Origin of the sequence: Staphylococcus sp. GDY8P131P (genome assembly GCF_017891975.1) — a bacterium.
Lineage (GTDB): Bacteria > Bacillota > Bacilli > Staphylococcales > Staphylococcaceae > Staphylococcus > Staphylococcus nepalensis.
Genome location: NZ_JAESKF010000010.1, coordinates 50,159 through 74,925 on the forward strand (window position 1 = coordinate 50,159; position 24,767 = coordinate 74,925).

Consider the following 24,767-nt stretch of genomic DNA (forward strand, 5'->3'; position numbering starts at 1 on the left):
TGACAATCTCAACATAGCTAAGTTAGCATCATAGATTAATTCAGTAACTATAAAAATAAATAGATCATAGTATACTAGACCCATAAAGCTGTGTATGATTGAATTTTAAAATACGGACGATAAACCAAAAACACAAAAAGACTACAACCATTTTTATTGGGTTGTAGTCTTTTTGTGTTTTTAATCTGATAGTTTTGGTTTATTTGGTATTTAACATATAACGCGTTTAATTTTTATTTTAATTATTGTATAACTTGGTTAAGATATTCTGTGATTTCATTGCCTTCATCTTCTGTCACCCCTAAGATATGTGCAATATAACCTTCCTCTTCTAAATCATCTGTACCAATAATGCCGAATTTATTTGTCTGCATATTTAAAACGATTGTTTTACCAAAATGGCGATCGGTTTGTACAAGCATTAAATCATAACGGCTAAATTCTCCAACAAATCCTACAAATTGCACCTGTGATGATTCATTATCATCATAAAGATACATATCTATCATATAAACATCCTTTCACAATTGAGCTATGAGATTATTTAATTATTAAGGACAATTCTATATCAAAAAGTCTTGATTTACAGTATAACCATAAATGAATTTGACTGCAAAGGTATGGTATGATGAGAATGATAGGAGTGACGTAGATGTATTTTGTTAATAAAGATAAGTTAGATAAAAAGTTAAATTACTTACAAGAATTAGTTAATGATTATCCTAACCATAAAGATAACCATTACGCATTCGAAAGAATTTCACAAATGTTGATAGAATCATCTGTAGATATTGGTAATATGATTATAGATGGTTTTATTTTAAGAGATCCAGGAAATTACAAAGATGTTATAGATATTTTAGAATTAGAAAATGTTATTTCTAAAGATACACAAAGTAATATCAATCAAACCGTTGATGAAAGAAAACAATTCGTACATTATTATGATGAACTTGAAACGACACAGTTAGTACCACTTTTTGATAGAACGCTTGATTATTATCAACAATTTATTGATGAAGTTATCCAGTTTTTAAAAAATGAAAATGTCCCGATTACAGCATTTGGCCAAAAAGGAGAGAAATAAGCTTTGATGAAACATTATAAAGCGTACCTTATCGATTTAGATGGTACGATGTACAAAGGTAACGAACAAATTGATGGTGCAACACAGTTTATTGAGTATTTAAATAAACATGAGATTCCACATTTATTTGTAACGAATAATTCAACAAAAGAACCTGCCGAAGTAGTAGAAAAATTAAAAGCAATGGGCGTGACAGCTAAGCCAGATGAAGTAGTAACTTCAGCGATAGCTACCGCAGAATATATTGCTGAAGCACACCCAGGAGCTTCAATTTATATGTTGGGTGGCTCTGGTTTAGAACAAGCGTTAACGAATCATGGTTTAGTCATTAAAAATGATGAGTTCGTAGATTACGTAGTTATTGGCTTAGACGAAGCTGTAACTTATGAGAAATTGGCAACTGCTACATTAGGCGTGCGTAATGGGGCGACATTTATATCAACTAATAAAGATGTTTCTATACCGAAAGAACGTGGATTTTTACCGGGAAATGGCGCTATTACAAGCGTTGTATCCACATCGACAGGCGTTCAACCTACATTTATTGGTAAACCAGAACCTATTATTATGAATAAGGCGATGGAGATTTTAGGTTTAGATTGTTCTGAAGTGGCAATGGTGGGCGATTTATATGATACTGATATACTTTCTGGCATCAACGTTAATATGGATACAATTCATGTCCAAACTGGCGTTTCTTCGTTAGATGAAGTAAAACTTAAAGACGTTCCACCGACATACAGTTTTAAAGATTTAAATGAGGTAATCAAAGAACTCGAAATATAGGAGTGATTGAATGCAAAAAATTGTAGTGAGTAGAAAGATTCCAGAAAAATTCATTAAGCAATTAGAAACTATAGGTGAAGTAGAAGTGTGGGATGCATCATATAAGCCTATGCCGCGGGATAAATTTTTAACTGCTTTAAAAGATGCAACAGCATGCTTTGTCACATTGAGTGAAAAAATGGATGAAGAAGTTATTGAAGCTGCACCTAATCTTAAAGTCATAGCAAATATGGCAGTTGGCTATGACAATATTGATGTGCAACTAATGCAAAGCAAAGATATTGTGGTTACTAATACACCAGGCGTTTTGACAGAAACAACAGCAGAATTAGGATTCACTTTAATGCTTGCAGTAGCAAGACGTGTAGTTGAAGCGGAATCGTACGTTCAAAATGGTGAATGGCAAAGTTGGGGTCCGTATTTATTTGCGGGCAAGGATTTATTCCATGCGAACGTCGGTATTTATGGTATGGGGGATATTGGTAAAGCATTTGCGAGACGATTAAAAGGTTTTAACACTAATATTATGTATCATAATAGAACAAGACGCCCAGATGATGAAGAAGCACTTGGTGCCTTATACGTTCCATTTGAAACCTTATTAAAAGAGAGTGACTTTATCGTTTGTACCGCGCCGCTTACAGCAGAAACACGAGACAAATTTGATGAAAAAGCATTTAAAATGATGAAAAATGACGCCGTTTTTATTAATATTGGTAGAGGTGCAATAGTTGATGAAGAAGCGTTAGTATCAGCATTACAAAATGAAGAAATAAAAGCATGTGGTTTAGATGTTTTGAGAGAAGAACCTATTGATACGACGCATCCCTTATTATCAATGAAAAATGCAACTATACTCCCTCATATAGGGAGTGCATCAGTGATTACAAGAGATCGTATGGTACAACTTTGTGTAGATAATATTCAGTTAGTATTAAATGAGAAACAGCCTAAAACACCAGTAACCATAAATTAATTAAAAAAGCAGTTATCGAATTATTCGATAACTGCTTTTTTATATTTTCTTTACACGACTTAAAACATAATATATTTGTAATATAAATTAAAGTGCAAAGTATTTTGGAAAATAATAATTATGACTCTTTTATTTATAGGACATCTAACAATTTTGTTATATAGATGCATAAATATTTAATTGTATTAACGTAGAAAAAATTGTATAATTAATTGATGAAAAAGTTGAATATTTTTATAAAGTTTAACGTACAAAATTTAAAAGTTGATTTAATAAACATATTTAACTATAAATGGATAAAAATAAGAGGTGAAATATGCAAAAGGAAATCAATAAACAACCTTCTTTTCAAACATTCAAACCATGGTTATTAACTATCATGTACTTGGTTATTTTAATAGCCTTATACTTAATTTATGGTACTGGCGATACACATAATAACTTTATATATAATGAATTTTAATGAAGGAGATTAGCATGAAAGACATCATTCAGACAATTATAGAGAATGGAAAAAATTTTCCAGACCAAGTTGCAGTTAAGCACAACGATGAAAGTTTGACATATGAAGCATTAAACCAGTATGCGGACCACCTTGCTGTTATATTAAAAGATACTAAAAGCCCATTGATTTTATATGGGCACATGTCCCCGTATATGATAGTAGGAATGATAGGAAGTATTAAGGCAGGTTGTGGTTATGTACCGATTGATACCTCTATTCCTCAAGAGCGCGTTGTATCTATCATAAATAAAATAGCGCCCCAATATTTATTAAATACGACTGATGCGCAGTTACACATAGAGGGACCATCTATTATTACAACAACAGCATTATTAAACGTAGATGGAGATAGTCCCATAGAAAATAGTATAAATGATTCAGCTATAGCCTATACTATTTTTACATCAGGTTCTACTGGTGAACCTAAAGGCGTACAAATTAGTTATGAAAGTTTGAACCTCTTTACAAATTGGATGATACAACTAAATCAATTAGGATTAAACCAACAGTGGTTAAACCAAGCGCCATTTTCATTTGATCTATCTGTTATGTCTATTTATCCTTGTTTAGCAACAGCAGGGACGTTGAACTTAGTAGATAAAACAATGATCAATAAACCTAAGTTATTAAATCAAATGTTAGAAGAAACGCAGATCAATGTATGGGTATCCACTCCTTCTTTTATGGAAATGTGTTTGATGTTACCCCATTTAACAGAAGCGCATTATAGTAGTTTGAAAGAGTTTTTCTTTTGTGGTGAGATGCTCGCTCATAGAACTGCTCAATTATTACAACAACGTTTTCCTTCTGCGTTTATTTATAACACTTACGGACCGACAGAAGCTACTGTAGCAGTAACAAGTGTTTTGATTACTGAAGACATTATTAAAAAATATAACCCTTTACCAGTAGGCATACCACAATCAGGAACAAGTTTAACTTTAACGGAGGAGGGCGAACTTGTAATTTTAGGAAAATGTGTGAGTGAAGGGTATGTTAAAGATAAGACGCGTTCAGAGAAAGTGTTTAAAATGCAAGATGGACAGAAAGCTTACTATACAGGCGATAAAGCACAATTAAAAGACAACCAATGGTTTATAAATGGTCGGATCGATTATCAAATTAAATTAAATGGTTATCGAATGGAACTTGAAGAAATAGAGTGTCAGTTACGTGAAGTAGATTATGTTAGAGAAGCCATTGTTGTGCCAATGTACCGAGACGGGAAAGTGATCAATTTAAATGCTGTAGTTGTTCTTAATCATGTTGAAGACCATATGGATAACCAAACTATAACGCACCAAATAAAAAAGGAATTAAAACGTTTAATTCCTGAGTACATGATTCCTAAAAAGATAACTTATACAGATAAATTACCACTTACAATGAACGGAAAGTTAGATCGTAAGAAGATTGCTGAGGATTTATTGAAATGATTCCATACGGTGACTTTACATTCTTTTTTATAGCATTTTTATTATTAATACCAGTTATCATATTAGGGTTTTTGGGGAAACGTAGCAGAATTTATAATGGTTTAAGTACAGCCATCATGATTATGTTAATATTCTCTTCTGATAAACATAATCTTTTTGGACAAACGTATTTAAGCGTGCAACTAATCAATTTTTTACTTTATATTATATGGCAAGTAGTCATTATTATGTATTATTGGTACGCTCGCGCCAAAAACAATAAAATAACAATATTTATTACAGTCATTACGCTTTCTATCTTGCCCCTTGTAATAGTGAAAGTCATGCAGAGTTCATGGTTTGGAGCAGTACAATTAAAACTTCATGAAAACAAAGTAGTTGAGTTTATAGGGTTTTTAGGAATTTCATATGTGACGTTTAAAAGTGTTCAGTTATTAATGGAAATTAGAGATGGTTCAATCAAAGAAGTACGTTTTTGGAAAGTCATACAATTTATATCTTTCTTTCCAACGATTTCTTCAGGGCCGATTGATCGTTACAAGCGATTTGTTAAAGATGAAAATAAAGTTTTAAATGGCAATGACTATAGTAGTTTATTTGCTAAAGCAATCCATTTCATCATGTTAGGTTTTTTATATAAATATATTATTGCATATTTAATACAAACATTTGCTATTAATCCAATGATGCTAGATTTTACAGGTATGATAACAAAGTGGTTGTACATGTATGCTTATAGTTTATATTTATTCTTTGATTTTGCTGGTTATTCATTATTTGCTATCGCATTTAGTTACATATATGGCATTCAAACACCACCAAACTTCAAACAACCATTTAAAGCTAAAAATATTAAAGACTTCTGGAACAGATGGCACATGTCATTGTCTTTTTGGTTTAGAGATTGTATTTACATGCGTTCACTATTTTTTATGTCAAAGAAAAAGTTATTAAAAAATCAATTTGCAATGTCGAATGTTGCTTTTTTCTTAAACTTTTTAATTATGGGTATTTGGCATGGTATTGAAATATATTATATATTATATGGTTTATATCATGCGGCACTATTTATAGGTTATGGTTATTACGAAAAGTGGCGAAAAAAACACCCGCCACGTTGGCAAAATAAATATACCACTGCTTTAAGTATTATTGTGACATTTCATTTTATAACATTTGGTTTTCTTATCTTTTCTGGGAAACTGTTTTAAAATTAGGAGGAATTATAATGGAATTTAGAGAACAAGTATTAGCGTTATTAGCTGAAGTAACTGAAAATAACATCGTGAAAGAAAATCCAGATATCGCATTATTTGAAGAAGGCATTATTGATTCATTTCAAACAGTTGGGCTTTTATTAGAAATTCAAAACCAATTAGAGATTGAAGTTTCTATCATGGACTTTGATAGGGACGAATGGGCAACGCCTAATAAGATAGTAGCGGTACTAGAAGAATTACGATGAAAATAAAACCTTTTACCCCAATTATTATTAGCCTTTGTTTATTTGGAATTTTCTTAATATTACCATCAAGTTGGTTTAGCGGATTAATTACTACAAAAACATTGGAAAAACAACGCATTGCATTATCTGACCAAGTATTAAAAGGTACTTTAATCCAAGACAAAATGTTTCGTTCAAATGCATTTTATCCTATATATGGATCGAGCGAACTAGAAAAAGATGATCCATTTAACCCAGCCATCTTATTACGTGATCAAACGGTATATTCACAACAACCATTTTTAATTGGAACGGGCGGATCTACTGACTTGATTAATGCAATAGAATTAGCAGCACAGTATGACAATTTAAAAGGAAAGAAAATGGCTTTTATTATTTCGCCCCAATGGTTTACGAATCACGGGTTGACGAATAAGAATTTTGATGCGCGCATTTCAAAAACGCAATTAAATCATTTATTTAACCAAAAAAATTTAAGCCCGGAACTTAAACAACGTTACGCGAAGAGATTATTGAGTTTTAAAAATGTATATAATAGAAATTATTTAGAAAAAATGTCTAAAGACAATGTAAGTGAGACAGACCACTATTTATCATCATTTAATACCACTCAATTCGACAAAATTGAAGCGATCAAATCACGCGTGCCACTTTCAAAAACAGAATTAACAGATACCGAGCCTATTACAGCTCAAGAGGCATCCTGGCAAGCTATTCGTAAGCAAGCTGAAATTCATGGTGCAAAACACTCACAATCAAATGCATTTAAGATTAGAGATGAGTATTGGGACTTAATAAAAGCGCATAAACGCAAAATTAATAGAGATTACGAATTTAATGCGCATTCGCCAGAATTCAAAGATTTAGAGTTACTAGTAGACACAATGCGTGAAGCTGGCGCTGATGTTGAATATATTAGTATCCCTTCAAATGGCAAATGGTATGATCATATTGGCGTTCATAAAGAAAAACGTCAAAAAGTGTATGATAAAATTAATCACACTGTTATTAGTCGTGGTGGGCGAATTTATGATATGACAGATAAAGATTATGAACCGTACGTGATTAGTGATGCGGTACATATAGGATGGAAGGGTTGGGCTTATATTAGTGAGCATATTGCGCAACATATGCATCGCTGACTAACAGGTAATAGTATACCTTTATTTATAATTTGAAACATATTTTAAAAATCATGATATAAATGTAACATGAATCGGACCCGAAAATGCTTGCTATAAGCTTATTTTCGGGTCCAATTCGCCAATGCCTAAGTAGGATTATGATGTTTTTAGAAAATGGGCTTGTTGTCTCTCTAAGTGAAGGATTCTAAAGCATTTAAATCTTGTGTTGTTTTTATTTATAAATGAGTTAATAAACTAGAATACTTGTTCTACTTCGACTACTCCAGGTACTTCTTCATGCAAAGCACGCTCGATGCCTGCTTTTAATGTGATTGTTGAACTTGGGCATGTACCGCATGCACCGTGTAATTGAAGTTTAACGATTCCGTCTTCTACATCTACAAGTGAACAGTCGCCACCATCACGTAGTAAGAAGGGACGTAATTTTTCAATAACTTCTGCTACTTGATCAAACATTGTTACGTTTTCAGTTGGCATGGAAATGCCTCCTTTCAAGTATATTATTTCATTTTCTATCTATCTTTTTATTATAATAGATATATAAGAAAAAATCTATCAATCAAGACAAAAGGGGATAAGTTAATATGAATAAAGTAAGTGTAGTCGTTTATGGCGCAGATATTGTGTGTGCGAGTTGTGTCAATGCACCGACAGCTCGAAATACGTATGATTGGTTGCAACCGTTATTAAAAAGAAAATATCCAGATACACAATTTGAATTTACGTATATTGATATTGAAAAAGATACAGAAAATTTAACTGACCATGATCAGCAATATATTGAACGTATTCAAGAAGATGAATTATTCTATCCGCTTGTCACTATGAATGATGAGTATGTTTCAGATGGATATGTTCAACTAAGAGATATCACTCAATTTATGGAGCGTCATTAATTATTTAATAAAGACACGGCCGTGTACTTTTCGAGTTAATGTATTAAAGAAAAGTCAGGTCGTGTCTTTATTTTAATATTATACAAGTTTAGCCATTATGGTATTTATATAACCATAATACGCCTGATTTTAAGATTGAGGCTAACCGACCAGTAACAGTTCGGTCCATAATATATGCAAATCCTTTTTTGTCGCCTAAAGAACCTAAGAACCCTTGAACTTTAAGTTCAGGCATTTTTTCGGGAAGTGGTTTACCTTGCCATTGTAACTTCATCACATCAGCAATTTGATCACCTTGAACTTCTGCAAGTTGTGCACTAGGTGCATGAGGTAAATCTGCACAGTCACCAACAACATATACGTTTTTATAAGTAGGCACTTGGTGATATTGATTTAATATAACGCGCCCATCTTTACTAATATCGATTGGTAGATTTCTAACAATTTCAACGGGTTGGATACCTGCTGTCCATACAATTAAATCTAATTCTTCTGGCACATCATTATTAAAAATCTTACCAGGTTCTACACGATTAATATCAGAATTTGGTACTACAGTTACGTCATTTTTTTTAAACCAATTTTCTATATAACGACTTAACTTTTCAGGGAAACGACGTAAGATACGCTCTCCACGATCATATAGGAAGATTTGTAAGTCTTCACGACTTTCGCGTAATTCACTTGCTAGTTCAATGCCGCTTAAACCAGCGCCTACAATGCCTACCTTAGCCCCGTTAGGTAATTCGCTAATATGGTGAAATGTTTCGCGTGAACTAGATAATGTTTGAATACTATGTGTATATTCCGAAGCGCCTGGAACGTTGTGATATTTGTCCTCACATCCTAGTCCTATAACTAATTCATCATAATCCACTTTCGTATTTCCAACAGAAACTATTTGGTCCTCTAAATTAATATCATTAATTTCTCCATATACGGTGTTAATACGCTCTGAATCTGGGAAATTCATACGAATATCTTTGTCTGATTTTGTGCCAGCAGCTAATTCATAGAATTCTGGTTTCAGACCATGATAAGGCATACGATCAATCAATGTAATAGAATAATTTTCAGGAAGTGCAGATGGTAAAATATGAGACATAATACGCATATTACCATATCCGCCACCTAATAGTACTAAGTTTTTCATTTATGATACCCCTCTAGTAAAAATAGTATTGATCAATTTAATAATAGCATGATGGTTTCGTAATGAACCATCAATGTTATTATCTTATTTTGTCAATGTAAGTTAATAAATATAATGTGGTTAAATCATATTCGTTTTTTCATTGAACGAAACACTAAATTTTAAAATAAGCTTACTTAAAATTATTATATGCTTTTTTGTATACTTCTACAAATAAAGACGATGCGTCATAATTTGTAAAATATAATAATTTTGAATACAAAACGATGATAACAATATATATAAATGCTGTGAATGGCGTTTTATACGAAAATATATATCGCTTTAATTTAATTTTGACAAAAAAATTTTAAGCACATAAAAAATACAATCATAAATTTAAAATTTTACGTGTTAGTAAATGCGGTTTAGTGTGGAAAAGTTAACATCAATGCAATGATAAAATAAGCAACGTAATTTAAAAAAATACGATTTTAAAAAATTGAATTATATAAGCTAGTATGTAGTCAGTTAGGGATTGTTTTTGTTATAATTATTAAACTGACAATTAATGAGAGGGTGTAATATGAATCCAATAGTTGAGTTCTGCATTTCGAATTTAGCGAAAGGCGGAGATTATGTATATAATCAACTTGAAAATGATCCAGGAGTTGATGTTTTAGAATATGGTTGTTTACAAAACTGTGGTATTTGCTCAAGTGGCTTGTATGCATTAGTAAACGGTGATATCGTTGAAGGAGAATCACCAGACGACTTATTACAAAACATTTATGCACATATAGAAGAAACATGGATTTTCTAAGGAGGTAATTTAAATGGCAGTAATTGAATTAACAGAAGCTGCAGCATATGAAGTTAAAGATATGATGCAACAAAATGATATGCCAGATGGATATTTAAAGCTTAAAGTAAACGGTGGTGGCTGCACAGGATTAACATACGGTATGTCAGCAGAAGCTGAACCAAGTGAAAATGACGAAGTATTTGAATTTCATGGTTTAAAAGTACTGATTGATAAATATGATAAACCTGTATTAGAAGGTACCAAAGTTGATTTTAAACAATCGCTTATGGGCGGTGGCTTCCAAATTGATAATCCAAATGCTATTGCATCTTGTGGTTGTGGTAGCTCATTTAGAACTGCTAAAGTTGCCGGAGCGCCAGAAGATTGTTAATAATATAAAACCAAGCATTCAAAGGCTATAGTTCGACCAAATATAGAGAGAACTATAGCCTTTTATATGTTTATGTGAAATAATAAACAATATGGGTATTACGGCTTGAAAATAAACTGTAAAAACTATAAAATTAGTGTTGGATGAAAAATGTCTTTTTTGTGAAATTCTAAAAATTGTTTAACGTATAAAAAAAGACTGTCGCAACAAAAAAATGATGAAAGTTTAGGTGAATGAAATGGCTCAAGATCGTAAAAAAGTATTAGTTTTAGGCGCTGGTTACGCTGGTTTACAAACTATTACAAAATTACAGAAGCAACTTTCAGCTGATGAAGCTGAGATTACATTAATTAATAAAAATGATTATCACTATGAAGCTACTTGGTTACATGAAGCTTCAGCAGGAACACTTAGTTATGAAGATGCATTATATCCAGTTGAAAGTGTAATTAATAAAAACAAAGTAAACTTTGTTAAAGCAGAAGTTACAAAAATCGACCGTAATGCTAAGAAAGTAGAAACTGATGCAGGTATCTTTGATTTTGATATCCTAGTTGTTGCTTTAGGTTTCGAAAGCGAAACATTTGGTATTAAAGGCATGAAAGACTATGCTTTCCAAATTGAAAATGTATTAACTGCTCGTAAATTAGCACGTCACATCGAAGATAAATTTGCTAACTATGCGGCTTCGAAAGAAAAAGATGACAAAGATTTAGCTATTATCGTTGGTGGCGCAGGATTTACAGGTGTTGAATTCTTAGGTGAATTGACTGATCGTATCCCTGAACTATGTAATAAATATGGTGTTGACCAAACAAAAGTTAAAATTACTTGTGTAGAAGCAGCGCCAAAAATGTTACCACAATTCTCTGACGAATTAGTAAACCATGCTGTAAGTTATTTAGAAAGCAAAGGTGTTGAATTCAAAATTGCAACGCCAATCGTTGCTGCTAATAAAAAAGGTTTTGTAGTAAAAGTTAATGACGAAGAACAACAATTAGAAGCGAATACAGTTGTATGGGCTGCTGGTGTTCGTGGTAGTAAATTAATGGAAGAATCATTTGAAGGTGTTAAACGTGGCCGTATTGTTACTAACCAAGATTTAACTATCGAAGGTTACAATGATATTTTTGTAATTGGTGACTGTTCAGCATTTATTCCTTCTGGAGAAGAGCGTCCATTACCAACAACTGCACAAATTGCAATGCAAGAAGGCGAACATACTGCTAAAAACATTAAAAATATTTTAGAAGGTCAACCAACACAAGAATTTGAATACGTTGACCGTGGTACAGTATGTTCTCTAGGTGCTAATGATGGTGTTGGTGTCGTTTATGGCAAAGACATCCAAGGTAAAAAAGCTGCATTTATGAAAAAAGTCATTGATACTCGTGCAGTATTCAAACTTGGTGGCATTGGCTTAGCATTTAAAAAAGGTAAATTTTAATAATTAAATCATAAGTGTTAGCTATACATTTATGATGATATACATGATAAGGCTGGGGCATAAATAAATGTCTCAGCCTTAAATATAATATTGGCGGCGAAACGTTGTTTCGACAGTAGCTTTACATTTGTTGTTCGATTCAACCATCTGGTTCACACCAAGTGATAATTTCTGGGCCGAAAATCAGAATTTTATTGCACCTCGTCCGTGTCTTTGTTCTACTTAATTTGTAGATTAAAGCGTAAAATTGTGAGATGCTATGAATGAATGGAAATGGAGGATTATGAATGGATGCAGTAATTAATACAACTACAAATTTTGAGAATGATACGCTTATTGTTGGCGTGCCTGAACATTTGAATCAATTAGAGTCAATTAAAGTTGGAGATGATGAATTAAGTGATTTATTATCACCACTAAAACAACATCATATTTTAAGTACGAATATAGGAAAGATTTCTAGTACATTTTTTAAAATAGGCGAGAAAACACATAAACTTATCTCAGTTGGATTAGGAAATGTCAAAACGCTCGAGTATAGTGATTATTTGAAAATATTTGGGAATGTATTTCAAGCTTTAAAACAAAGCCGGGTTGATCAGGCTACATTAGTATTTGATTCATTTAAATCTCATCAACATACAAATCAGACCATTGCTGAAATTCTAGGTCAACAAAGTGAACAATCTATCTACACATTTGACGGTTATAAAACAAATAAATCAGCACCTTATCAACTTAAATTAGCTATACATACAAAAGATCAAAGCATAAGCGAATCAGTTGAACAAGGGCATGCAATCGCAACTGCAATTAACTTAGCGCGTGATTATAGTAATATACCTCCTAATATTTTAACGCCTGCATATTATGCAGATTTGATACAACAGCATTTTAGCGAAACTGAAGTTATTGTAGATGTTAAAGACAGTGTGACATTACAAAGTGAAGGGTTTGGACTGGTTCATGCAGTCGGAAAAGCTTCTAAACAAGGACCACGTATTATCACACTTACTTATAACGGGGGGCGTCCAGGTGACAATCCAATTGCGCTTGTAGGAAAAGGTATTACCTATGATTCAGGTGGTTATTCTATTAAATCAAAAACAGGCATGCAAACAATGAAATTTGATATGTGTGGTTCATCTAATGTAATAGGAATGATTGAAGCGGCTCGTCAATTGGCATTGCCAATAAACATTGTTGGTGTGATTGCAGCTGCAGAAAATATGATAAATGAGGAAGCTATGAAACCGGATGATGTTTATACAGCTTTAAGCGGAGAATCTGTAGAAGTATTAAATACAGATGCTGAAGGACGTTTAGTCTTAGGCGATGCTGTTTTTTATGCAAATCAATTTGAACCGCAAGTTATTTTAGATTTTGCGACATTGACTGGGGCAGCAGTTGCAGCGCTAGGCGAAGATAAAGCCGCAGTGTTTAATAAAAATGCGACAACGTCATTAAATGCTATTCTGGAGCAAGCTAAGACAATGGATGAAATGGTATTTGAACTCCCTATGACTGCAACAGAACAAGCATTGATTAGAAAGAGTGCTGTTGCTGATTTAGTTAATCATACAAATGGGCAAGGTAAAGCTTTATTTGCCGCAACATTTATAAATCATTTCGCTGGTGACACCCCGCATTTACATTTTGATATTGCAGGCCCGGCTACAACGAATCAGCCATCATATAAAGGTCCAGCAGGCCCAACAGGTTACTTGATATTATCTATCGTTCAATGGTTGAGGACATTATGAGATAAAAAAACGTATTAAAAATAGGAACATGAATTAATAGTCGCGAGATAGGAATCATATGGTCTAAATTGAATTTCGTGGCTCCGCTTTAGCAAGCATGTTTAGACAAAAGTGTACAAAATCTAGAGACTTGTGTAAGTACTATGCATTTTCATAAAGCGTAATATGAGCCAAAACGTTTTAAAGGGTATTCGAGGTTGAAACATTATTTATTATGTTTCAACCTCTTTGTTTATATTGTTGTAATGAAACGCAACCATACGAATGATATATTGTTTGGTTAAATATGAGAAAAATATGATTGACAATTCAGGTACTAATTGTTAATATAAATCTCGTGATACTTTAGTTCGATAACGTAATAAAGGAGATGTGCTTTTGTGATAAATGCAGTTGTTATAGCAGTTATACTGATGATTGTACTATGTTTATGCAGATTAAATGTAGTTATAAGTTTATTTATCAGTGCTTTAGTAGGCGGTTTGATTGCAGGTATGAGTATCACTGATATTGTATCTGTATTCGGTGAAAATATTGTCGATGGCGCCGAAGTGGCATTGAGTTATGCGCTATTAGGTGGATTCGCTGCTTTGATTTCTTATAGCGGTATTACAGACTATTTAGTGAATAAGATTATCAACGCGATTCATGCAGAAAATAATAAAATGTCACGTATTAAAGTTAAAATTATTATTATGGGCGCATTACTCATCATGAGTATCATGAGCCAAAACTTAATACCTGTACATATTGCATTTATTCCAATTGTAATCCCTCCATTAATAAGTTTGTTCAACGAACTTAATATAGATAGAAGACAGATAGCAATTATCATCGGTTTCGGTTTATGTTGGCCTTATGTATTACTACCGTATGGTTTCGGTCAAATTTTCCATCAAATCATCCAAAGTGGGTTTTCTAAAGCGAATCACCCAATTGAGATGGGGATGATTTGGAAAGCTATGTTAATTCCATCGTTAGGCTATATTGTTGGCTTGATAGCTGGTATTTATTATTATAGAAAACCAAGACAATATGCAGAACATAAAGATATTAAAGATATGAGCCAAATTGAAATTAAACCCTATATATTAGGCGTAACTATCATTTCTATCATTGCTACATTTTTAGTACAAATGTTTACGGATTCAATGATTTTTGGTGCATTAGCTGGCGTACTTGTTTTCTTTGCTTCACGCGCTTACAAATGGACTGAATTAGATGAAAAATTTGTAGATGGCATTAAAATTATGTCATTTATTGGTGTAGTCATTTTATCTGCAAATGGTTTCGCAGGTGTGATGAATGAAACAGGGGATATAGGCAAGCTGGTTGATAGTATAAGCGGGGTGATTGGAGATAATAAATTAATTAGCATTATTGTAATGTATATTATTGGATTAGTTGTAACCCTAGGTATAGGTTCTTCATTTGCTACAATTCCAATTATTGCTACGTTATTTGTACCGTTAGGTGAATCTTTAGGTTTAAGTACCATGGCATTAATCGCTTTAATAGGTACGGCAAGTGCTTTAGGGGACTCAGGTTCTCCAGCAAGTGACTCTACATTAGGGCCAACAGCAGGTTTAGATGTTGATGGACAACATGATCACATTCGTGATACTTGTATCCCCAACTTTGTGTTTTATAACATTCCATTAATTATTTTTGGCACGATTGCAGCTATGATATTATAAACTTAATAATATGAAAATGAGGTGTCTTGAGTGACAAACATGCTTGATGTAATGAAAATAAAAGTAGAACGACAAGAACACGGGCTTATGGTTATGTCTATGCCAGTAACAGATGAAGTGAAGCAACCATTCGGCTTCCTGCATGGCGGCGCAAGTTTAGCGCTTGGTGAGACCGCATGTTCGATGGGAGCAGCCGATATCATTGATACGGACCACTATATCCCGTTAGGTTTAGAAATGAATGCGAATCACATAGGTTCCACTACTAAAGGCACAATATTTGCGACAGCTACAATTATACATGAGGGCAGTACAACGCAAGTATGGAATATAGATATTAAAGATGATACAGATAGATTGATTTGTGTCATGAGAGGCACGATTGCGATTAAGCCACGTAAACGCAATAAATAACGAAGTATAAATTAATTGACGATTTATAGAATTACGCTAACATGTATTTGAAAAAATAACTATAATAGACAGGCATATGAAACCAAATTAACTATTTGCGTTTCATGTGCCTGTTTTTTTAATTGATTATCTTATTTTTTCTTTTAATAATAATAAGGCGCCAATGCGGTTGGCAGCTTCACGCCCACCCATGATATTCCTTGCAAAAGGCCCAAGTTGTAAGTCAGCTAAACCACCTGCCACAAATAAATTGGGCAACCATTCTAAATTGGTAGTGATGGAAGGTAAGCCTGCATTTGAGACTGGTGCGTTATATAGTTGAACTAACTGCTTAATTATTGGTTGTTGCATGATTGTATCTTTAAACCCGGTAGCTAAAAAGATGTGGTCGTAATATATGGAATGATGGTCTGTATAAATATGATGGCGATGAATTTCTTTTAATTCATTTATATGAATCATTAACCGGCCTTGTTTAACATATTTTTTAAGCCTTAGATACAACTCCTTAGGCATAGAACCTTGATGTCTTTCCTCTTTTATAATTGCTAATTTGGTTTTAGGATCAACAATATTATTGAAAGGCGTCATTTTTTTAGGGCCTAGCCAACCAGCATCTGCATCAAAATCATGCACATCAAGAGGTTTATTTGTCCAAAGATGAATGATTGAATGTGCCTGTTTTTTTAATAATTTTAAAGTTAAATGTGCCGCTGAAATACCACTGCCAACTACATGAGAAACGATTTTATCGATATCTATCTCTGAATCAAATATATGGGAGACGTCAGGTGCATTTTTAAATGTGGACGGTATGTATGGCTCATGATTACAACCATTAGCGATAACAACATAATCCGACTTTAGAAATTGTTGATTTGAAAGCCTAACGCACCATTGTTTTTCTTTGAGTATAATTTGATTAGCAAAAGCAACCGTGTGACTCTGATTCAGTTCAAATTCGTGTAAAAGACTATGAATATGGTCCATAAATAAATTTCTGTTGGGGCGTTTGTATGAACCATAGCTAGCATTAACATATTGATGATATTTAGCGAATTGATTTAAATGAAAAGGGTTAGGGTGAATATGATGTACACATGGAGATCGCAAATAGGGCATTTCAATCCTTTTTGTATAATGATTAAACTGTTCGCAAAGACTATGATGTGGATCAATAATATTCAACTCATGTGTCTTAATGCCTAAAGTCTTTAGTTTGATAGCAATTGTTACTGCCTGAATACCGCCGCCGATGATTGTCCAAGTAGACATTATTCCAACTCCTTTAAAACGAAATTATTACGATTTAATATATCATTGAATTGAGCAATAATCAATATTTTATAAAGCTCTAATGTGAAATGAGCGGTCTGGAAAATAAAAAGATCAGTATGAGATAGTGTTGTTTTTCGAAAAAAGTAGCTTATTGCTCCAATTTGCTTGTAACAAAGCATCTGGAGTTAAACTTGAAGTTTTAATATGGAGGGTGGTTAGGGAGTGAGGCGAGGCTTTGGTATATAAAACATTTCAGCTTTGAATATCGTATTGGGAGCATCTGACTGTTAAAGCGATACTTTTTCATTTATGAAGATGAGTAGCACTTTAGCAAGGGTTTAAGCTCGTGTAACGCTTTGTGAAGGTGAATCACTTTTATGTAAGTGTTAGTAAGGTAGTATAAACATTACTGTTAATTTTAAATCATAAAAATAACCCCCTCTAACGTTTTCACTGTTTAAGTGTTTCTTTAGAGGGAGTATATCGAATGAAGGTGTTATAACTCCATTGTTCATTGTTATATATGCATTATTTAACGGTGTTATAATTTAGTGTCTTTTAAGTCTTCTTGAATATCATCCCGCTTTGTTCTTTTAGCAGCAGGTGTGCTTAAATTATAAGCAGCTTTGATTATAAGATGACTTGCTAACGGACCAGTAATTAAAATAAATAGTATACCAATCAGCAACTGCATATTTACGTATCCTTCGCGTCCGATAAAGTATAAGAAAACGCCACTAATTAATAACATTGCACCTAATGTAGCAGCTTTACCAGCAGCATGTGCTCTAGAATATACGTCATCTAAACGTAAGAGACCAATAGCAGCGAGTGCGCTAATAAGTGAGCCGAGTATAACCAATATAAGTGCAATACTAATGATGATCGTTGTTATCATGCTCAATCACCTTACCTTTATCCATATATTTGGCGAAAACGGCAGTGCCTAAGAATGCTAGAATACCAATTAATAGAATGGCAACCATCATATATTTAGTACCTAAGAAAATACTAAATAGCGCTACAATCGCCATTAATTGTATTCCCATAGCATCGAGTGCTACAACCCTATCAGCAAGAGAAGGTCCGATAATAACACGAACTAGCATACCTAACATGGATAATGCAACGATAACTAATGCAACGATTAATATAATATTGTAGTTCATTCATATTCGCCTACCTCTCTTACCACTTTTTCAAGGGATGATTTAATACCTTCAATCTCTTCTTCTTTTGTACTGAAATCAATACTGTGTACATATATTTTTGTACGATCATCACTGACGCCTAAAACAATAGTTCCGGGTGTAAGTGTAATTAAATTTGATAATAAAGCAATCTGCCAATCCTTTTTCAAATCTGTGGGATATATAAAGAAGGCAGGTTCGTTGTTAAGTTTAGGTTTAGTAACGATGCGAATGACATCGATATTAGCTTTTATTAGTTCTATTAAGAATACGAAAAACAATTTAATTATTTTATAAACCGTAATAATATAAAATCTGCCGGGTAAAACACCGCGCATTAGGAATACTAGCAATAGAGCAAATAGATAACCTAATAGAAAATTATTAAATGTATAACTGCCAGTAACAAATAGCCAAAAAACAGATAACATTAAATTGACTAATATTTGAATTGCCATACTATTCTCCCCCCAATACGCTATCAATATAAACACTAGGATTGTAGAAAGTTTCAGCAGCATCTTTAATAATTGGGTGTAAGAAATCAGCAGATAATCCGAATAATACAGAAATAGCAACTGAAACGACCGCTACTGCAAGCACCCCTTTATATTGAAGTTTAGGATTCACTTCATAACCTTCAGGTTCTCCAAAGAAACCTTTTAAGAAAATGCGAATGACAGAATAAAGTACTACAAGACTAGATAATAATACGATTATACCACTAATGTAGAAGCCTTTTTCAAAAGTGGCTTGAACAATATAATATTTTCCGTAAAAACCACTTAACGGCGGAATACCTGCTAAGCTTAATGCAGCGATAAAGAATGTCCACCCTAATACAGGATAATGTTTGATTAAGCCACCATATTGACGTAAATCATGCGTTTTTGTAATTTTATACATGACACCGATTAAGAAGAAAAGGGCTGCTTTAATGAGCATATCATGTAAAGTGTAATAGATTGCGCCCATCATGCCGGCTTGATTCATCATCGCAATTCCCACTAAGATGACACCTACGGCAACCATAATATTGTAAATGATGATTTTTTTAGTGTCGAAATAACTTACTGCTCCTACACAACCAAAAATAATTGTGAGTAATGCTAGAAATAAAATTGTGTATAGAGAAAAGTTTGATGACTCACCAAAGAATAGGCTCGCCGTTCTTGCAATCGCATATACACCGACCTTTGTTAACAATGCACCAAAGAATGCAATAATCGCTATTGGTGGAGCGTAATACGCGCCCGGTAGCCAAATGTACATTGGGAAAACACCTGCTTTAGTAGCAAAGACAAAGATGAACATAATAAAGATGATACTAATAATCCCTTTATCTTGCGCTGACAATTGGCTTAATTTTTCACTAATATCTGCCAAATTCAATGTACCAACGACTGAATAAAGCATGGCAACTGCAATAACAAAGAAAGCAGAGGATGTCACATTTACAAGTACATATTTAATTGTTTCACTTAATTGTACCTTCGTACCACCGATGACTAGCAATATGTAAGATGCCATTAAAAATACTTCGAAGAATACGAAAAGGTTGAAAATATCGCCTGTGATAAATGACCCTATAACACCTGTAAGCATAAACATAATTGCGAAATAGTAGTAATATGTTTCACGTTCAATACCTACGGATTGGTATGAATATAAAATAATCAACATTGTTACAATTAAACTAGTGATTACAAGTAGGGCACTAAATATATCAAGTACAAATACAATACTGTAAGGAGCCTCCCAAGAACCGAGTTCAAGTTTGATTGGCCCGTGTTTTAATACATTTTTTAAATTAATAAATGCAAAAATCAATGTGATTGCTGTACCTGATAAAGCAACGTAACGCTTTATTTTCGGGCGTTTACCAATGAATATGAGTGCGATAATGGTTAACATTGGTATGACGAGTAGTGAAATAATAAGGTTACTTTCTATCATCATCTAGCACTCCTTTCATGCTTTCTACGTTGTCTGTGCCCAATTCTTTATAACTTCTAAAAGCTAATACTAAGAAAAACGCTGTGACAGAAAACGAAATGACTATTGCTGTTAATATAAGTGCTTGAGGGATGGGGTCTACATATGAAGTGATCCCTTTTTCATAAATAGGCACTTCACCTTTTTTAAGCCCACCCATAGTTATTAAAAATAAATTGGCTGTATGTGTTTGTAAAGTAGTCCCAATAATGATACGAATCAAACTTTTAGAAAGAATGAGGTAGACGCTCATTGCAGTGAGAATACCACAAACAAAAATCATCACTATTTCCATTACTCATTCTCTCCAATCGCTAATATTATAGTCATTATTGTACCAACGACAGCACACAAAACACCTAAATCAAAAAAGGTCGCAGTATGCATTTCTATTGGTTTTAAAATTACTAATGGAATTTCAAAGGGTGTATGTGTAAAGAAGTTTTTATTGTATAACCAACTTGCCATTGGTGTGGCTAAACAAAAGAATAAGCCTATACCAATGAGTTTTTTGAAATCCCATGGATATATTTTGCGCATTGTCTTAATATCGAATGCGACAGAAATGATTACAAGTGAACTGGACAATAATAAGCCGCCAACGAAACCGCCGCCGGGTGTATAGTGTCCTGTTAAGAACAGATGTAAACCAAACATAACGATTAAGAAGAAAATCACAATTGCTGAATATTGGAAAATTAAATTATTCTTCTGTCTTTTCAATGTGAGTTCCTCCTTCATCATTTGATTTATTTTTATAACGAAGTTTAATCATTGTATAAACACCTAATCCGGCAATACCAAGCACTGAAGATTCAAATAATGTATCGGTACCACGGAAGTCAACGAGAATAACGTTAACCATGTTTGTTCCATGTGCCAAATCATATACATGATCTTTATAGAATTCGCCAATTGAACCAAAATGTCTATTACCATAGGCGATCAAACCTAATACAGTAACCACAAGGCCAGCACCTATGGCGATAATTGCGTTTAACCATTTATATGAAGGTGTTTCATTGTGTCGGTTTAAGTTTGGTAAATGATAGAAACATAATAAGAACAATGCTGTAGAAATCGACTCTACAACAAATTGTGTGAGTGCTAAGTCTGGTGCACCAAAGAAAATAAAGAAAATAGCTACTGCATAACCTACAGCACTCGCCATAATAATACTAAATAAGCGAGAACGAGCGAATATAATCATAGAAGCAGCCGTAATGATAATGACTACGATGATTAATTCAAATGGTCTTATTTCACTAACATCTTTAAAATTGATACTGAACGGCGTTACTAGTAATGTCACAAGCGTGATAATGATTAATGATGCAAAAATCATTAATAAGTTATTACGTGTAAATCCTGTAACATATGTGTTTGTAAATTGGCTCGAAAAGCTTGGCGTAACTGCGCCTAATTTATTATACCAATAGTTGATTGTTAGTTTTGTAGGTTGCGCTTTTAATAAGCTAATCCAATAACCGAAACTAAAGATTAATAATATGCCAACAATATATATGCCTAATGTTGAGAAAAAGGCCGGCGTAAATCCGTGGAACATATGAAACTCAGCTGTTGTTCCTGTAGTATGACTTATTGCGTTAACTGCAGGTTCAATAATCGATCCTGTCAATATTGAAGGGAAGAAACCAAAAACAATCACTAGTATTGCTAAAATACTCGGTGATATTAGCATTAATTTTGAAACTTCATGAGCTGGCTTAGGTAATGAATCAGGTTTGTAACTACCTAAGAATATCTGTCCGATAAATCTAACAGAATAGACAAAAGTAAATACGCTGCCTAGGATAGCTACAATTGGAATAAGTATGCCAATACTATTTAAACTGAATATATTAGCATGTGTAACTTCAATCATACTTTCAAGGAATTTTTCTTTTGATAAGAATCCATTAAATGGTGGAATGCCTGCCATACTTAGTGATGTAATAATCGTGATTGTGAATGAAATTGGCATAATAGTGATTAAACCACCAAGTTTATTTACGTCACGCGTCCCAGTACTATGATCTATAGCACCTGTTACCATAAACAAGGCACCTTTAAAAGTAGCATGGTTGATAAGATGAAACACAGCAGCCGTAAATGCAGCTACATAAATTTGGCTATCCGCACCTTCAAAATGGTAACTTACTGCACCAATGCCCAACATTGCCATAATCATACCTAATTGAGACACTGTTGAAAAAGCAAGAATGCCTTTTAAATCTTGCTGTTTTGTTGCGTTTAATGAGGCCCAGAATAACGTGATTAAGCCTACTGCGGTAATCGTCCAAATCCAGCCTTGAGAAAGTGCAAAGATTGGCGTCATACGGGCAACTAAGTAAAGACCTGCTTTAACCATTGTCGCTGAGTGTAAGTAAGCACTGACGGGCGTAGGAGCTTCCATAGCATCTGGTAACCAAACGTAGAATGGAAATTGGGCTGATTTTGTCATCGCGCCAATAATTACAAATATCATAGATAGTATAAAGAAAGGACTCGTTTGTATTTCTGACGCATTGCCAATTAACGTTTGAATACTTGTAGATCCGCCTGCAAGTGATAATAAGATGAGTCCACCAAGCAGTGAAAGGCCACCTAGTACTGTGATGAGCATTGATTTTTGTGCCCCATAAATAGATGCTTGTTTCGTTCTCCAAAATGAAATTAGTAGAAAACTAGAAAAAGAAGTTAACTCCCAAAACAGATACAAAATAATAATGTTATCTGATAATACAACGCCTAACATGGCACCCATAAAAAGCAATAGGTAACAATAAAAATGACCTAATTGCTCTTGTCGACTTAAATAACTAATAGAATATAATACAATTAAGCTTCCAATACCAGTTATTAATAAACTGAATAGTAAGCCTAATCCATCAACGTATAAATCGAAATTCATGCCAAAGTGAGGCATCCAATTTGCTTTATGTACTACGTTATTTCCTGACATTGTAGTCGAAATGTCTGAAAGAAAATAAATAAATAAGACGACGGGGATAGGTAACACAAACCATCCTAAATGTATTCGCTTATATATGCGATATACAAATGGAATAATGAGTGCAAATATTAACGGTAATAAGACCGCTATATGTATCAAACTCATTATTTTATCCTCCTTTTAAAAAATAGTGTAAAGCCATTATACATGAATAACACTAATCTGAAAAACAACGCCAACCCTTGCAGAGCTTATATTTAAAGTTTATTTTAAATAAGAAGAAACAAGGTATTTTTATTCAAAAAATTTTTTATATTGGATTGAATAATCTTCCTTTAAACGGCTTAAATTCTCAAGTGACATTTTAGCAAAGGCTGTGTTTTCTGCTTTTAATTTACTTTCCAAATTTGAAATTGCGAGTTGCAAGGATGCTATATAAGGCATTTCCTCTACATTAAATGGTCTTAGTTTTGACTTAGATGTATAGCGTTTTTCAAATTGGCTTAAAGCTTTGCGCTCATGGAAAAATACATTTTCAGTTTCGTTTGGATGATGTAAATCACCTTGTTTTGGATGTTTAATAACTTGTTCAACTTGAACTAATACTTGGTTCTCGTCTTCTTCTTTGATTGAAACGCCATAACTTCCAGTTTTGTGTGCAAAACGATATAACATAATTCAATACTCCCTTCATTTTATGTTAGAATACATATATCATCTTAACATGAAATGGAGAATAAAAATGACGAACTATCCTCAGTTAAATTCAGAAGTAAATGAAAATGAAATAAAATTAGTAATGCATACAAATAAAGGTGATATGACTTTTAAACTATTACCTGACGTTGCACCCAAAACAGTAGAAAACTTTGTAACACACGCTAAAAATGGTTATTATAATGGTATTTCTTTCCACCGTGTTATCAATGATTTTATGGTTCAAGGTGGAGATCCAACTGCTAGTGGTATGGGCGGTGAAAGTATTTATGGTGGTCCTTTTGAAGATGAATTTTCATTAGAAGCCTTCAATTTATATGGTGCTTTATCTATGGCTAACTCAGGCCCGAATACAAACGGTTCGCAGTTCTTTATCGTTCAAATGAAAGAAGTGCCTGAGTCTATGCTAAGTCAACTTGCAGATGGTGGATGGCCAGAAACAATTGTCAAAGCTTATGGAGAAAAAGGTGGTACGCCTTGGTTAGATCAAAAACATACAGTATTTGGTCAATTGATAGATGGAGAAGCAACATTAGAAGATATCGCAGCTACTAAAGTGGGACCTCAAGATAAACCATTGCATGACATCACAATCGATTCTATAGACGTGGTTGAGAAATAAAAACAAATATTACAATAAGTGCAATGATTTGAACATAGAATAATATCAGTTATGGGTTGGTTTC

At 33.4% G+C, this 24,767-nt stretch carries 28 protein-coding genes; 16 read left to right on the plus strand and 12 right to left on the minus strand.

From position 1 onward, the window contains the following. Positions 1 to 242: 242 nt before the first annotated feature. Positions 243 to 509: a DUF3055 domain-containing protein gene (locus tag KA894_RS09690; RefSeq protein WP_096810538.1), complete on the minus strand. Its 267-nt coding sequence runs from the start codon at positions 507 to 509 to the stop codon at positions 243 to 245. Between the two features lie 143 nt (positions 510 to 652). On the opposite strand from KA894_RS09690, the gene KA894_RS09695 reads away from it, so the two are divergent. The 8 genes from KA894_RS09695 to dltD all read left to right on the plus strand — a co-directional run bounded on the left by KA894_RS09695 (position 653) and on the right by dltD (position 7,397). Next, the gene (locus tag KA894_RS09695; RefSeq protein WP_096810537.1) at positions 653 to 1,087 is read left to right on the plus strand and encodes a DUF86 domain-containing protein; all 435 of its coding nucleotides are present in this window, start codon (positions 653 to 655) and stop codon (positions 1,085 to 1,087) included. Between the two features lie 6 nt (positions 1,088 to 1,093). Further along, positions 1,094 to 1,873, plus strand: coding sequence for a TIGR01457 family HAD-type hydrolase (locus KA894_RS09700; protein WP_096811230.1), 780 nt, complete (start codon positions 1,094 to 1,096; stop codon positions 1,871 to 1,873). Between the two features lie 10 nt (positions 1,874 to 1,883). Beyond that, complete coding sequence (locus KA894_RS09705) at positions 1,884 to 2,849, plus strand: 2-hydroxyacid dehydrogenase (protein WP_115342333.1); 966 nt, start codon at positions 1,884 to 1,886, stop codon at positions 2,847 to 2,849. A gap of 316 nt (positions 2,850 to 3,165) precedes the next feature. Next, positions 3,166 to 3,312 carry a teichoic acid D-Ala incorporation-associated protein DltX gene (locus tag KA894_RS09710; protein ID WP_096810535.1) on the plus strand — a complete coding sequence of 49 codons (147 nt, stop codon included), beginning with the start codon at positions 3,166 to 3,168 and terminating at the stop codon, positions 3,310 to 3,312. 14 nt (positions 3,313 to 3,326) lie between these two features. Then, positions 3,327 to 4,790: a D-alanine--poly(phosphoribitol) ligase subunit DltA gene (gene dltA / locus KA894_RS09715; protein ID WP_107644523.1), complete on the plus strand. Its 1,464-nt coding sequence runs from the start codon at positions 3,327 to 3,329 to the stop codon at positions 4,788 to 4,790. After that, a complete protein-coding gene (gene dltB, locus KA894_RS09720; protein WP_119487990.1) occupies positions 4,787 to 6,001 on the plus strand; it encodes a D-alanyl-lipoteichoic acid biosynthesis protein DltB in 1,215 nt (404 codons plus the stop codon). Before dltA ends, dltB begins: the two co-directional genes overlap by 4 nt. Before the next feature lie 17 nt (positions 6,002 to 6,018). Beyond that, positions 6,019 to 6,255 (plus strand): D-alanine--poly(phosphoribitol) ligase subunit 2, encoded by a 237-nt coding sequence (gene dltC, locus KA894_RS09725; RefSeq protein WP_096810532.1) that lies wholly within the window; start codon positions 6,019 to 6,021, stop codon positions 6,253 to 6,255. Beyond that, the gene (gene dltD, locus KA894_RS09730; protein ID WP_210133921.1) at positions 6,252 to 7,397 is read left to right on the plus strand and encodes a D-alanyl-lipoteichoic acid biosynthesis protein DltD; all 1,146 of its coding nucleotides are present in this window, start codon (positions 6,252 to 6,254) and stop codon (positions 7,395 to 7,397) included. The genes dltC and dltD overlap by 4 nt, the downstream gene beginning before the upstream one ends. A 237-nt stretch (positions 7,398 to 7,634) precedes the next feature. Here the strand turns inward: dltD and KA894_RS09735 are convergent, their stop codons facing one another. Further along, complete coding sequence (locus tag KA894_RS09735) at positions 7,635 to 7,877, minus strand: NifU family protein (RefSeq protein WP_019469675.1); 243 nt, start codon at positions 7,875 to 7,877, stop codon at positions 7,635 to 7,637. Between the two features lie 107 nt (positions 7,878 to 7,984). Between KA894_RS09735 and KA894_RS09740 the strand changes: the two genes are divergently transcribed. Beyond that, positions 7,985 to 8,296, plus strand: a complete 312-nt coding sequence (locus KA894_RS09740) for a YuzD family protein (protein WP_096810530.1) — start codon at positions 7,985 to 7,987, stop codon at positions 8,294 to 8,296. Between the two features lie 88 nt (positions 8,297 to 8,384). Here KA894_RS09740 and KA894_RS09745 read toward each other — a convergent pair whose 3' ends face one another. Continuing rightward, positions 8,385 to 9,449, minus strand: coding sequence for an NAD(P)/FAD-dependent oxidoreductase (locus KA894_RS09745; RefSeq protein WP_096810529.1), 1,065 nt, complete (start codon positions 9,447 to 9,449; stop codon positions 8,385 to 8,387). A 565-nt stretch (positions 9,450 to 10,014) separates the two neighbouring features. Between KA894_RS09745 and KA894_RS09750 the strand changes: the two genes are divergently transcribed. The 6 genes from KA894_RS09750 to KA894_RS09775 all read left to right on the plus strand — a co-directional run bounded on the left by KA894_RS09750 (position 10,015) and on the right by KA894_RS09775 (position 15,945). Continuing rightward, complete coding sequence (locus KA894_RS09750) at positions 10,015 to 10,251, plus strand: YuzB family protein (protein WP_096810528.1); 237 nt, start codon at positions 10,015 to 10,017, stop codon at positions 10,249 to 10,251. A gap of 13 nt (positions 10,252 to 10,264) precedes the next feature. Beyond that, positions 10,265 to 10,624: a HesB/IscA family protein gene (locus tag KA894_RS09755; RefSeq protein ID WP_103372648.1), complete on the plus strand. Its 360-nt coding sequence runs from the start codon at positions 10,265 to 10,267 to the stop codon at positions 10,622 to 10,624. A gap of 238 nt (positions 10,625 to 10,862) precedes the next feature. Continuing rightward, positions 10,863 to 12,071, plus strand: coding sequence for an NAD(P)/FAD-dependent oxidoreductase (locus tag KA894_RS09760; protein WP_096810526.1), 1,209 nt, complete (start codon positions 10,863 to 10,865; stop codon positions 12,069 to 12,071). A gap of 287 nt (positions 12,072 to 12,358) precedes the next feature. After that, a complete protein-coding gene (locus KA894_RS09765) occupies positions 12,359 to 13,834 on the plus strand; it encodes a M17 family metallopeptidase (RefSeq protein ID WP_115342331.1) in 1,476 nt (491 codons plus the stop codon). A gap of 380 nt (positions 13,835 to 14,214) precedes the next feature. After that, the gene (locus KA894_RS09770; protein WP_096810524.1) at positions 14,215 to 15,531 is read left to right on the plus strand and encodes a Na+/H+ antiporter family protein; all 1,317 of its coding nucleotides are present in this window, start codon (positions 14,215 to 14,217) and stop codon (positions 15,529 to 15,531) included. 30 nt (positions 15,532 to 15,561) lie between these two features. After that, complete coding sequence (locus KA894_RS09775) at positions 15,562 to 15,945, plus strand: PaaI family thioesterase (RefSeq protein WP_103372646.1); 384 nt, start codon at positions 15,562 to 15,564, stop codon at positions 15,943 to 15,945. Between the two features lie 126 nt (positions 15,946 to 16,071). On the opposite strand, the gene KA894_RS09780 is transcribed toward KA894_RS09775, so the two are convergent. The 9 genes from KA894_RS09780 to kapB form a co-directional block, all read right to left on the minus strand. After that, positions 16,072 to 17,220 (minus strand): FAD/NAD(P)-binding protein, encoded by a 1,149-nt coding sequence (locus KA894_RS09780; RefSeq protein WP_096810522.1) that lies wholly within the window; start codon positions 17,218 to 17,220, stop codon positions 16,072 to 16,074. Between the two features lie 544 nt (positions 17,221 to 17,764). Next, positions 17,765 to 18,121 (minus strand): Na+/H+ antiporter subunit G1, encoded by a 357-nt coding sequence (locus KA894_RS09785; RefSeq protein WP_096810521.1) that lies wholly within the window; start codon positions 18,119 to 18,121, stop codon positions 17,765 to 17,767. Further along, positions 18,099 to 18,392 (minus strand): Na(+)/H(+) antiporter subunit F1, encoded by a 294-nt coding sequence (locus KA894_RS09790; RefSeq protein WP_096810520.1) that lies wholly within the window; start codon positions 18,390 to 18,392, stop codon positions 18,099 to 18,101. Before KA894_RS09790 ends, KA894_RS09785 begins: the two co-directional genes overlap by 23 nt. After that, the gene (locus tag KA894_RS09795) at positions 18,389 to 18,871 is read right to left on the minus strand and encodes a Na+/H+ antiporter subunit E (RefSeq protein ID WP_096810519.1); all 483 of its coding nucleotides are present in this window, start codon (positions 18,869 to 18,871) and stop codon (positions 18,389 to 18,391) included. The genes KA894_RS09790 and KA894_RS09795 overlap by 4 nt, the downstream gene beginning before the upstream one ends. A 1-nt stretch (position 18,872) precedes the next feature. Then, complete coding sequence (locus KA894_RS09800) at positions 18,873 to 20,369, minus strand: Na+/H+ antiporter subunit D (protein ID WP_096810518.1); 1,497 nt, start codon at positions 20,367 to 20,369, stop codon at positions 18,873 to 18,875. Beyond that, complete coding sequence (gene mnhC1 / locus KA894_RS09805; protein ID WP_096810517.1) at positions 20,356 to 20,703, minus strand: Na+/H+ antiporter Mnh1 subunit C; 348 nt, start codon at positions 20,701 to 20,703, stop codon at positions 20,356 to 20,358. The genes KA894_RS09800 and mnhC1 overlap by 14 nt, the downstream gene beginning before the upstream one ends. Then, positions 20,703 to 21,131 carry a Na(+)/H(+) antiporter subunit B gene (locus KA894_RS09810; RefSeq protein WP_096810516.1) on the minus strand — a complete coding sequence of 143 codons (429 nt, stop codon included), beginning with the start codon at positions 21,129 to 21,131 and terminating at the stop codon, positions 20,703 to 20,705. The genes mnhC1 and KA894_RS09810 overlap by 1 nt, the downstream gene beginning before the upstream one ends. Continuing rightward, complete coding sequence (locus KA894_RS09815) at positions 21,112 to 23,529, minus strand: Na+/H+ antiporter subunit A (RefSeq protein ID WP_096810515.1); 2,418 nt, start codon at positions 23,527 to 23,529, stop codon at positions 21,112 to 21,114. Before KA894_RS09815 ends, KA894_RS09810 begins: the two co-directional genes overlap by 20 nt. 129 nt (positions 23,530 to 23,658) lie before the next feature. Then, positions 23,659 to 24,039: a sporulation phosphorelay system protein KapB gene (gene kapB, locus KA894_RS09820; protein ID WP_096810514.1), complete on the minus strand. Its 381-nt coding sequence runs from the start codon at positions 24,037 to 24,039 to the stop codon at positions 23,659 to 23,661. A gap of 67 nt (positions 24,040 to 24,106) precedes the next feature. Between kapB and KA894_RS09825 the strand changes: the two genes are divergently transcribed. Beyond that, positions 24,107 to 24,703: a peptidylprolyl isomerase gene (locus KA894_RS09825; RefSeq protein ID WP_210133923.1), complete on the plus strand. Its 597-nt coding sequence runs from the start codon at positions 24,107 to 24,109 to the stop codon at positions 24,701 to 24,703. Positions 24,704 to 24,767: the final 64 nt, after the last annotated feature.

Coding starts and splice junctions, on each gene's coding strand:
- KA894_RS09755 (WP_103372648.1), top strand. CDS start 10,265: ATGGCAGTAATTGAATTAACAGAAGCTGCAGCATATGAAGTTAAAGAT.
- KA894_RS09705 (WP_115342333.1), top strand. CDS start 1,884: ATGCAAAAAATTGTAGTGAGTAGAAAGATTCCAGAAAAATTCATTAAG.
- KA894_RS09735 (WP_019469675.1), bottom strand. CDS start 7,877: ATGCCAACTGAAAACGTAACAATGTTTGATCAAGTAGCAGAAGTTATT.
- KA894_RS09695 (WP_096810537.1), top strand. CDS start 653: ATGTATTTTGTTAATAAAGATAAGTTAGATAAAAAGTTAAATTACTTA.
- KA894_RS09765 (WP_115342331.1), top strand. CDS start 12,359: ATGGATGCAGTAATTAATACAACTACAAATTTTGAGAATGATACGCTT.
- KA894_RS09700 (WP_096811230.1), top strand. CDS start 1,094: ATGAAACATTATAAAGCGTACCTTATCGATTTAGATGGTACGATGTAC.
- KA894_RS09800 (WP_096810518.1), bottom strand. CDS start 20,369: ATGATAGAAAGTAACCTTATTATTTCACTACTCGTCATACCAATGTTA.
- KA894_RS09750 (WP_096810528.1), top strand. CDS start 10,015: ATGAATCCAATAGTTGAGTTCTGCATTTCGAATTTAGCGAAAGGCGGA.
- KA894_RS09815 (WP_096810515.1), bottom strand. CDS start 23,529: ATGAGTTTGATACATATAGCGGTCTTATTACCGTTAATATTTGCACTC.
- KA894_RS09760 (WP_096810526.1), top strand. CDS start 10,863: ATGGCTCAAGATCGTAAAAAAGTATTAGTTTTAGGCGCTGGTTACGCT.
- KA894_RS09795 (WP_096810519.1), bottom strand. CDS start 18,871: ATGGCAATTCAAATATTAGTCAATTTAATGTTATCTGTTTTTTGGCTA.
- dltD (WP_210133921.1), top strand. CDS start 6,252: ATGAAAATAAAACCTTTTACCCCAATTATTATTAGCCTTTGTTTATTT.
- KA894_RS09745 (WP_096810529.1), bottom strand. CDS start 9,449: ATGAAAAACTTAGTACTATTAGGTGGCGGATATGGTAATATGCGTATT.
- KA894_RS09740 (WP_096810530.1), top strand. CDS start 7,985: ATGAATAAAGTAAGTGTAGTCGTTTATGGCGCAGATATTGTGTGTGCG.
- dltB (WP_119487990.1), top strand. CDS start 4,787: ATGATTCCATACGGTGACTTTACATTCTTTTTTATAGCATTTTTATTA.
- mnhC1 (WP_096810517.1), bottom strand. CDS start 20,703: ATGGAAATAGTGATGATTTTTGTTTGTGGTATTCTCACTGCAATGAGC.
- KA894_RS09785 (WP_096810521.1), bottom strand. CDS start 18,121: ATGATAACAACGATCATCATTAGTATTGCACTTATATTGGTTATACTC.
- kapB (WP_096810514.1), bottom strand. CDS start 24,039: ATGTTATATCGTTTTGCACACAAAACTGGAAGTTATGGCGTTTCAATC.
- KA894_RS09825 (WP_210133923.1), top strand. CDS start 24,107: ATGACGAACTATCCTCAGTTAAATTCAGAAGTAAATGAAAATGAAATA.
- KA894_RS09790 (WP_096810520.1), bottom strand. CDS start 18,392: ATGAACTACAATATTATATTAATCGTTGCATTAGTTATCGTTGCATTA.
- KA894_RS09780 (WP_096810522.1), bottom strand. CDS start 17,220: ATGTCTACTTGGACAATCATCGGCGGCGGTATTCAGGCAGTAACAATT.
- dltA (WP_107644523.1), top strand. CDS start 3,327: ATGAAAGACATCATTCAGACAATTATAGAGAATGGAAAAAATTTTCCA.
- KA894_RS09710 (WP_096810535.1), top strand. CDS start 3,166: ATGCAAAAGGAAATCAATAAACAACCTTCTTTTCAAACATTCAAACCA.
- KA894_RS09690 (WP_096810538.1), bottom strand. CDS start 509: ATGATAGATATGTATCTTTATGATGATAATGAATCATCACAGGTGCAA.
- dltC (WP_096810532.1), top strand. CDS start 6,019: ATGGAATTTAGAGAACAAGTATTAGCGTTATTAGCTGAAGTAACTGAA.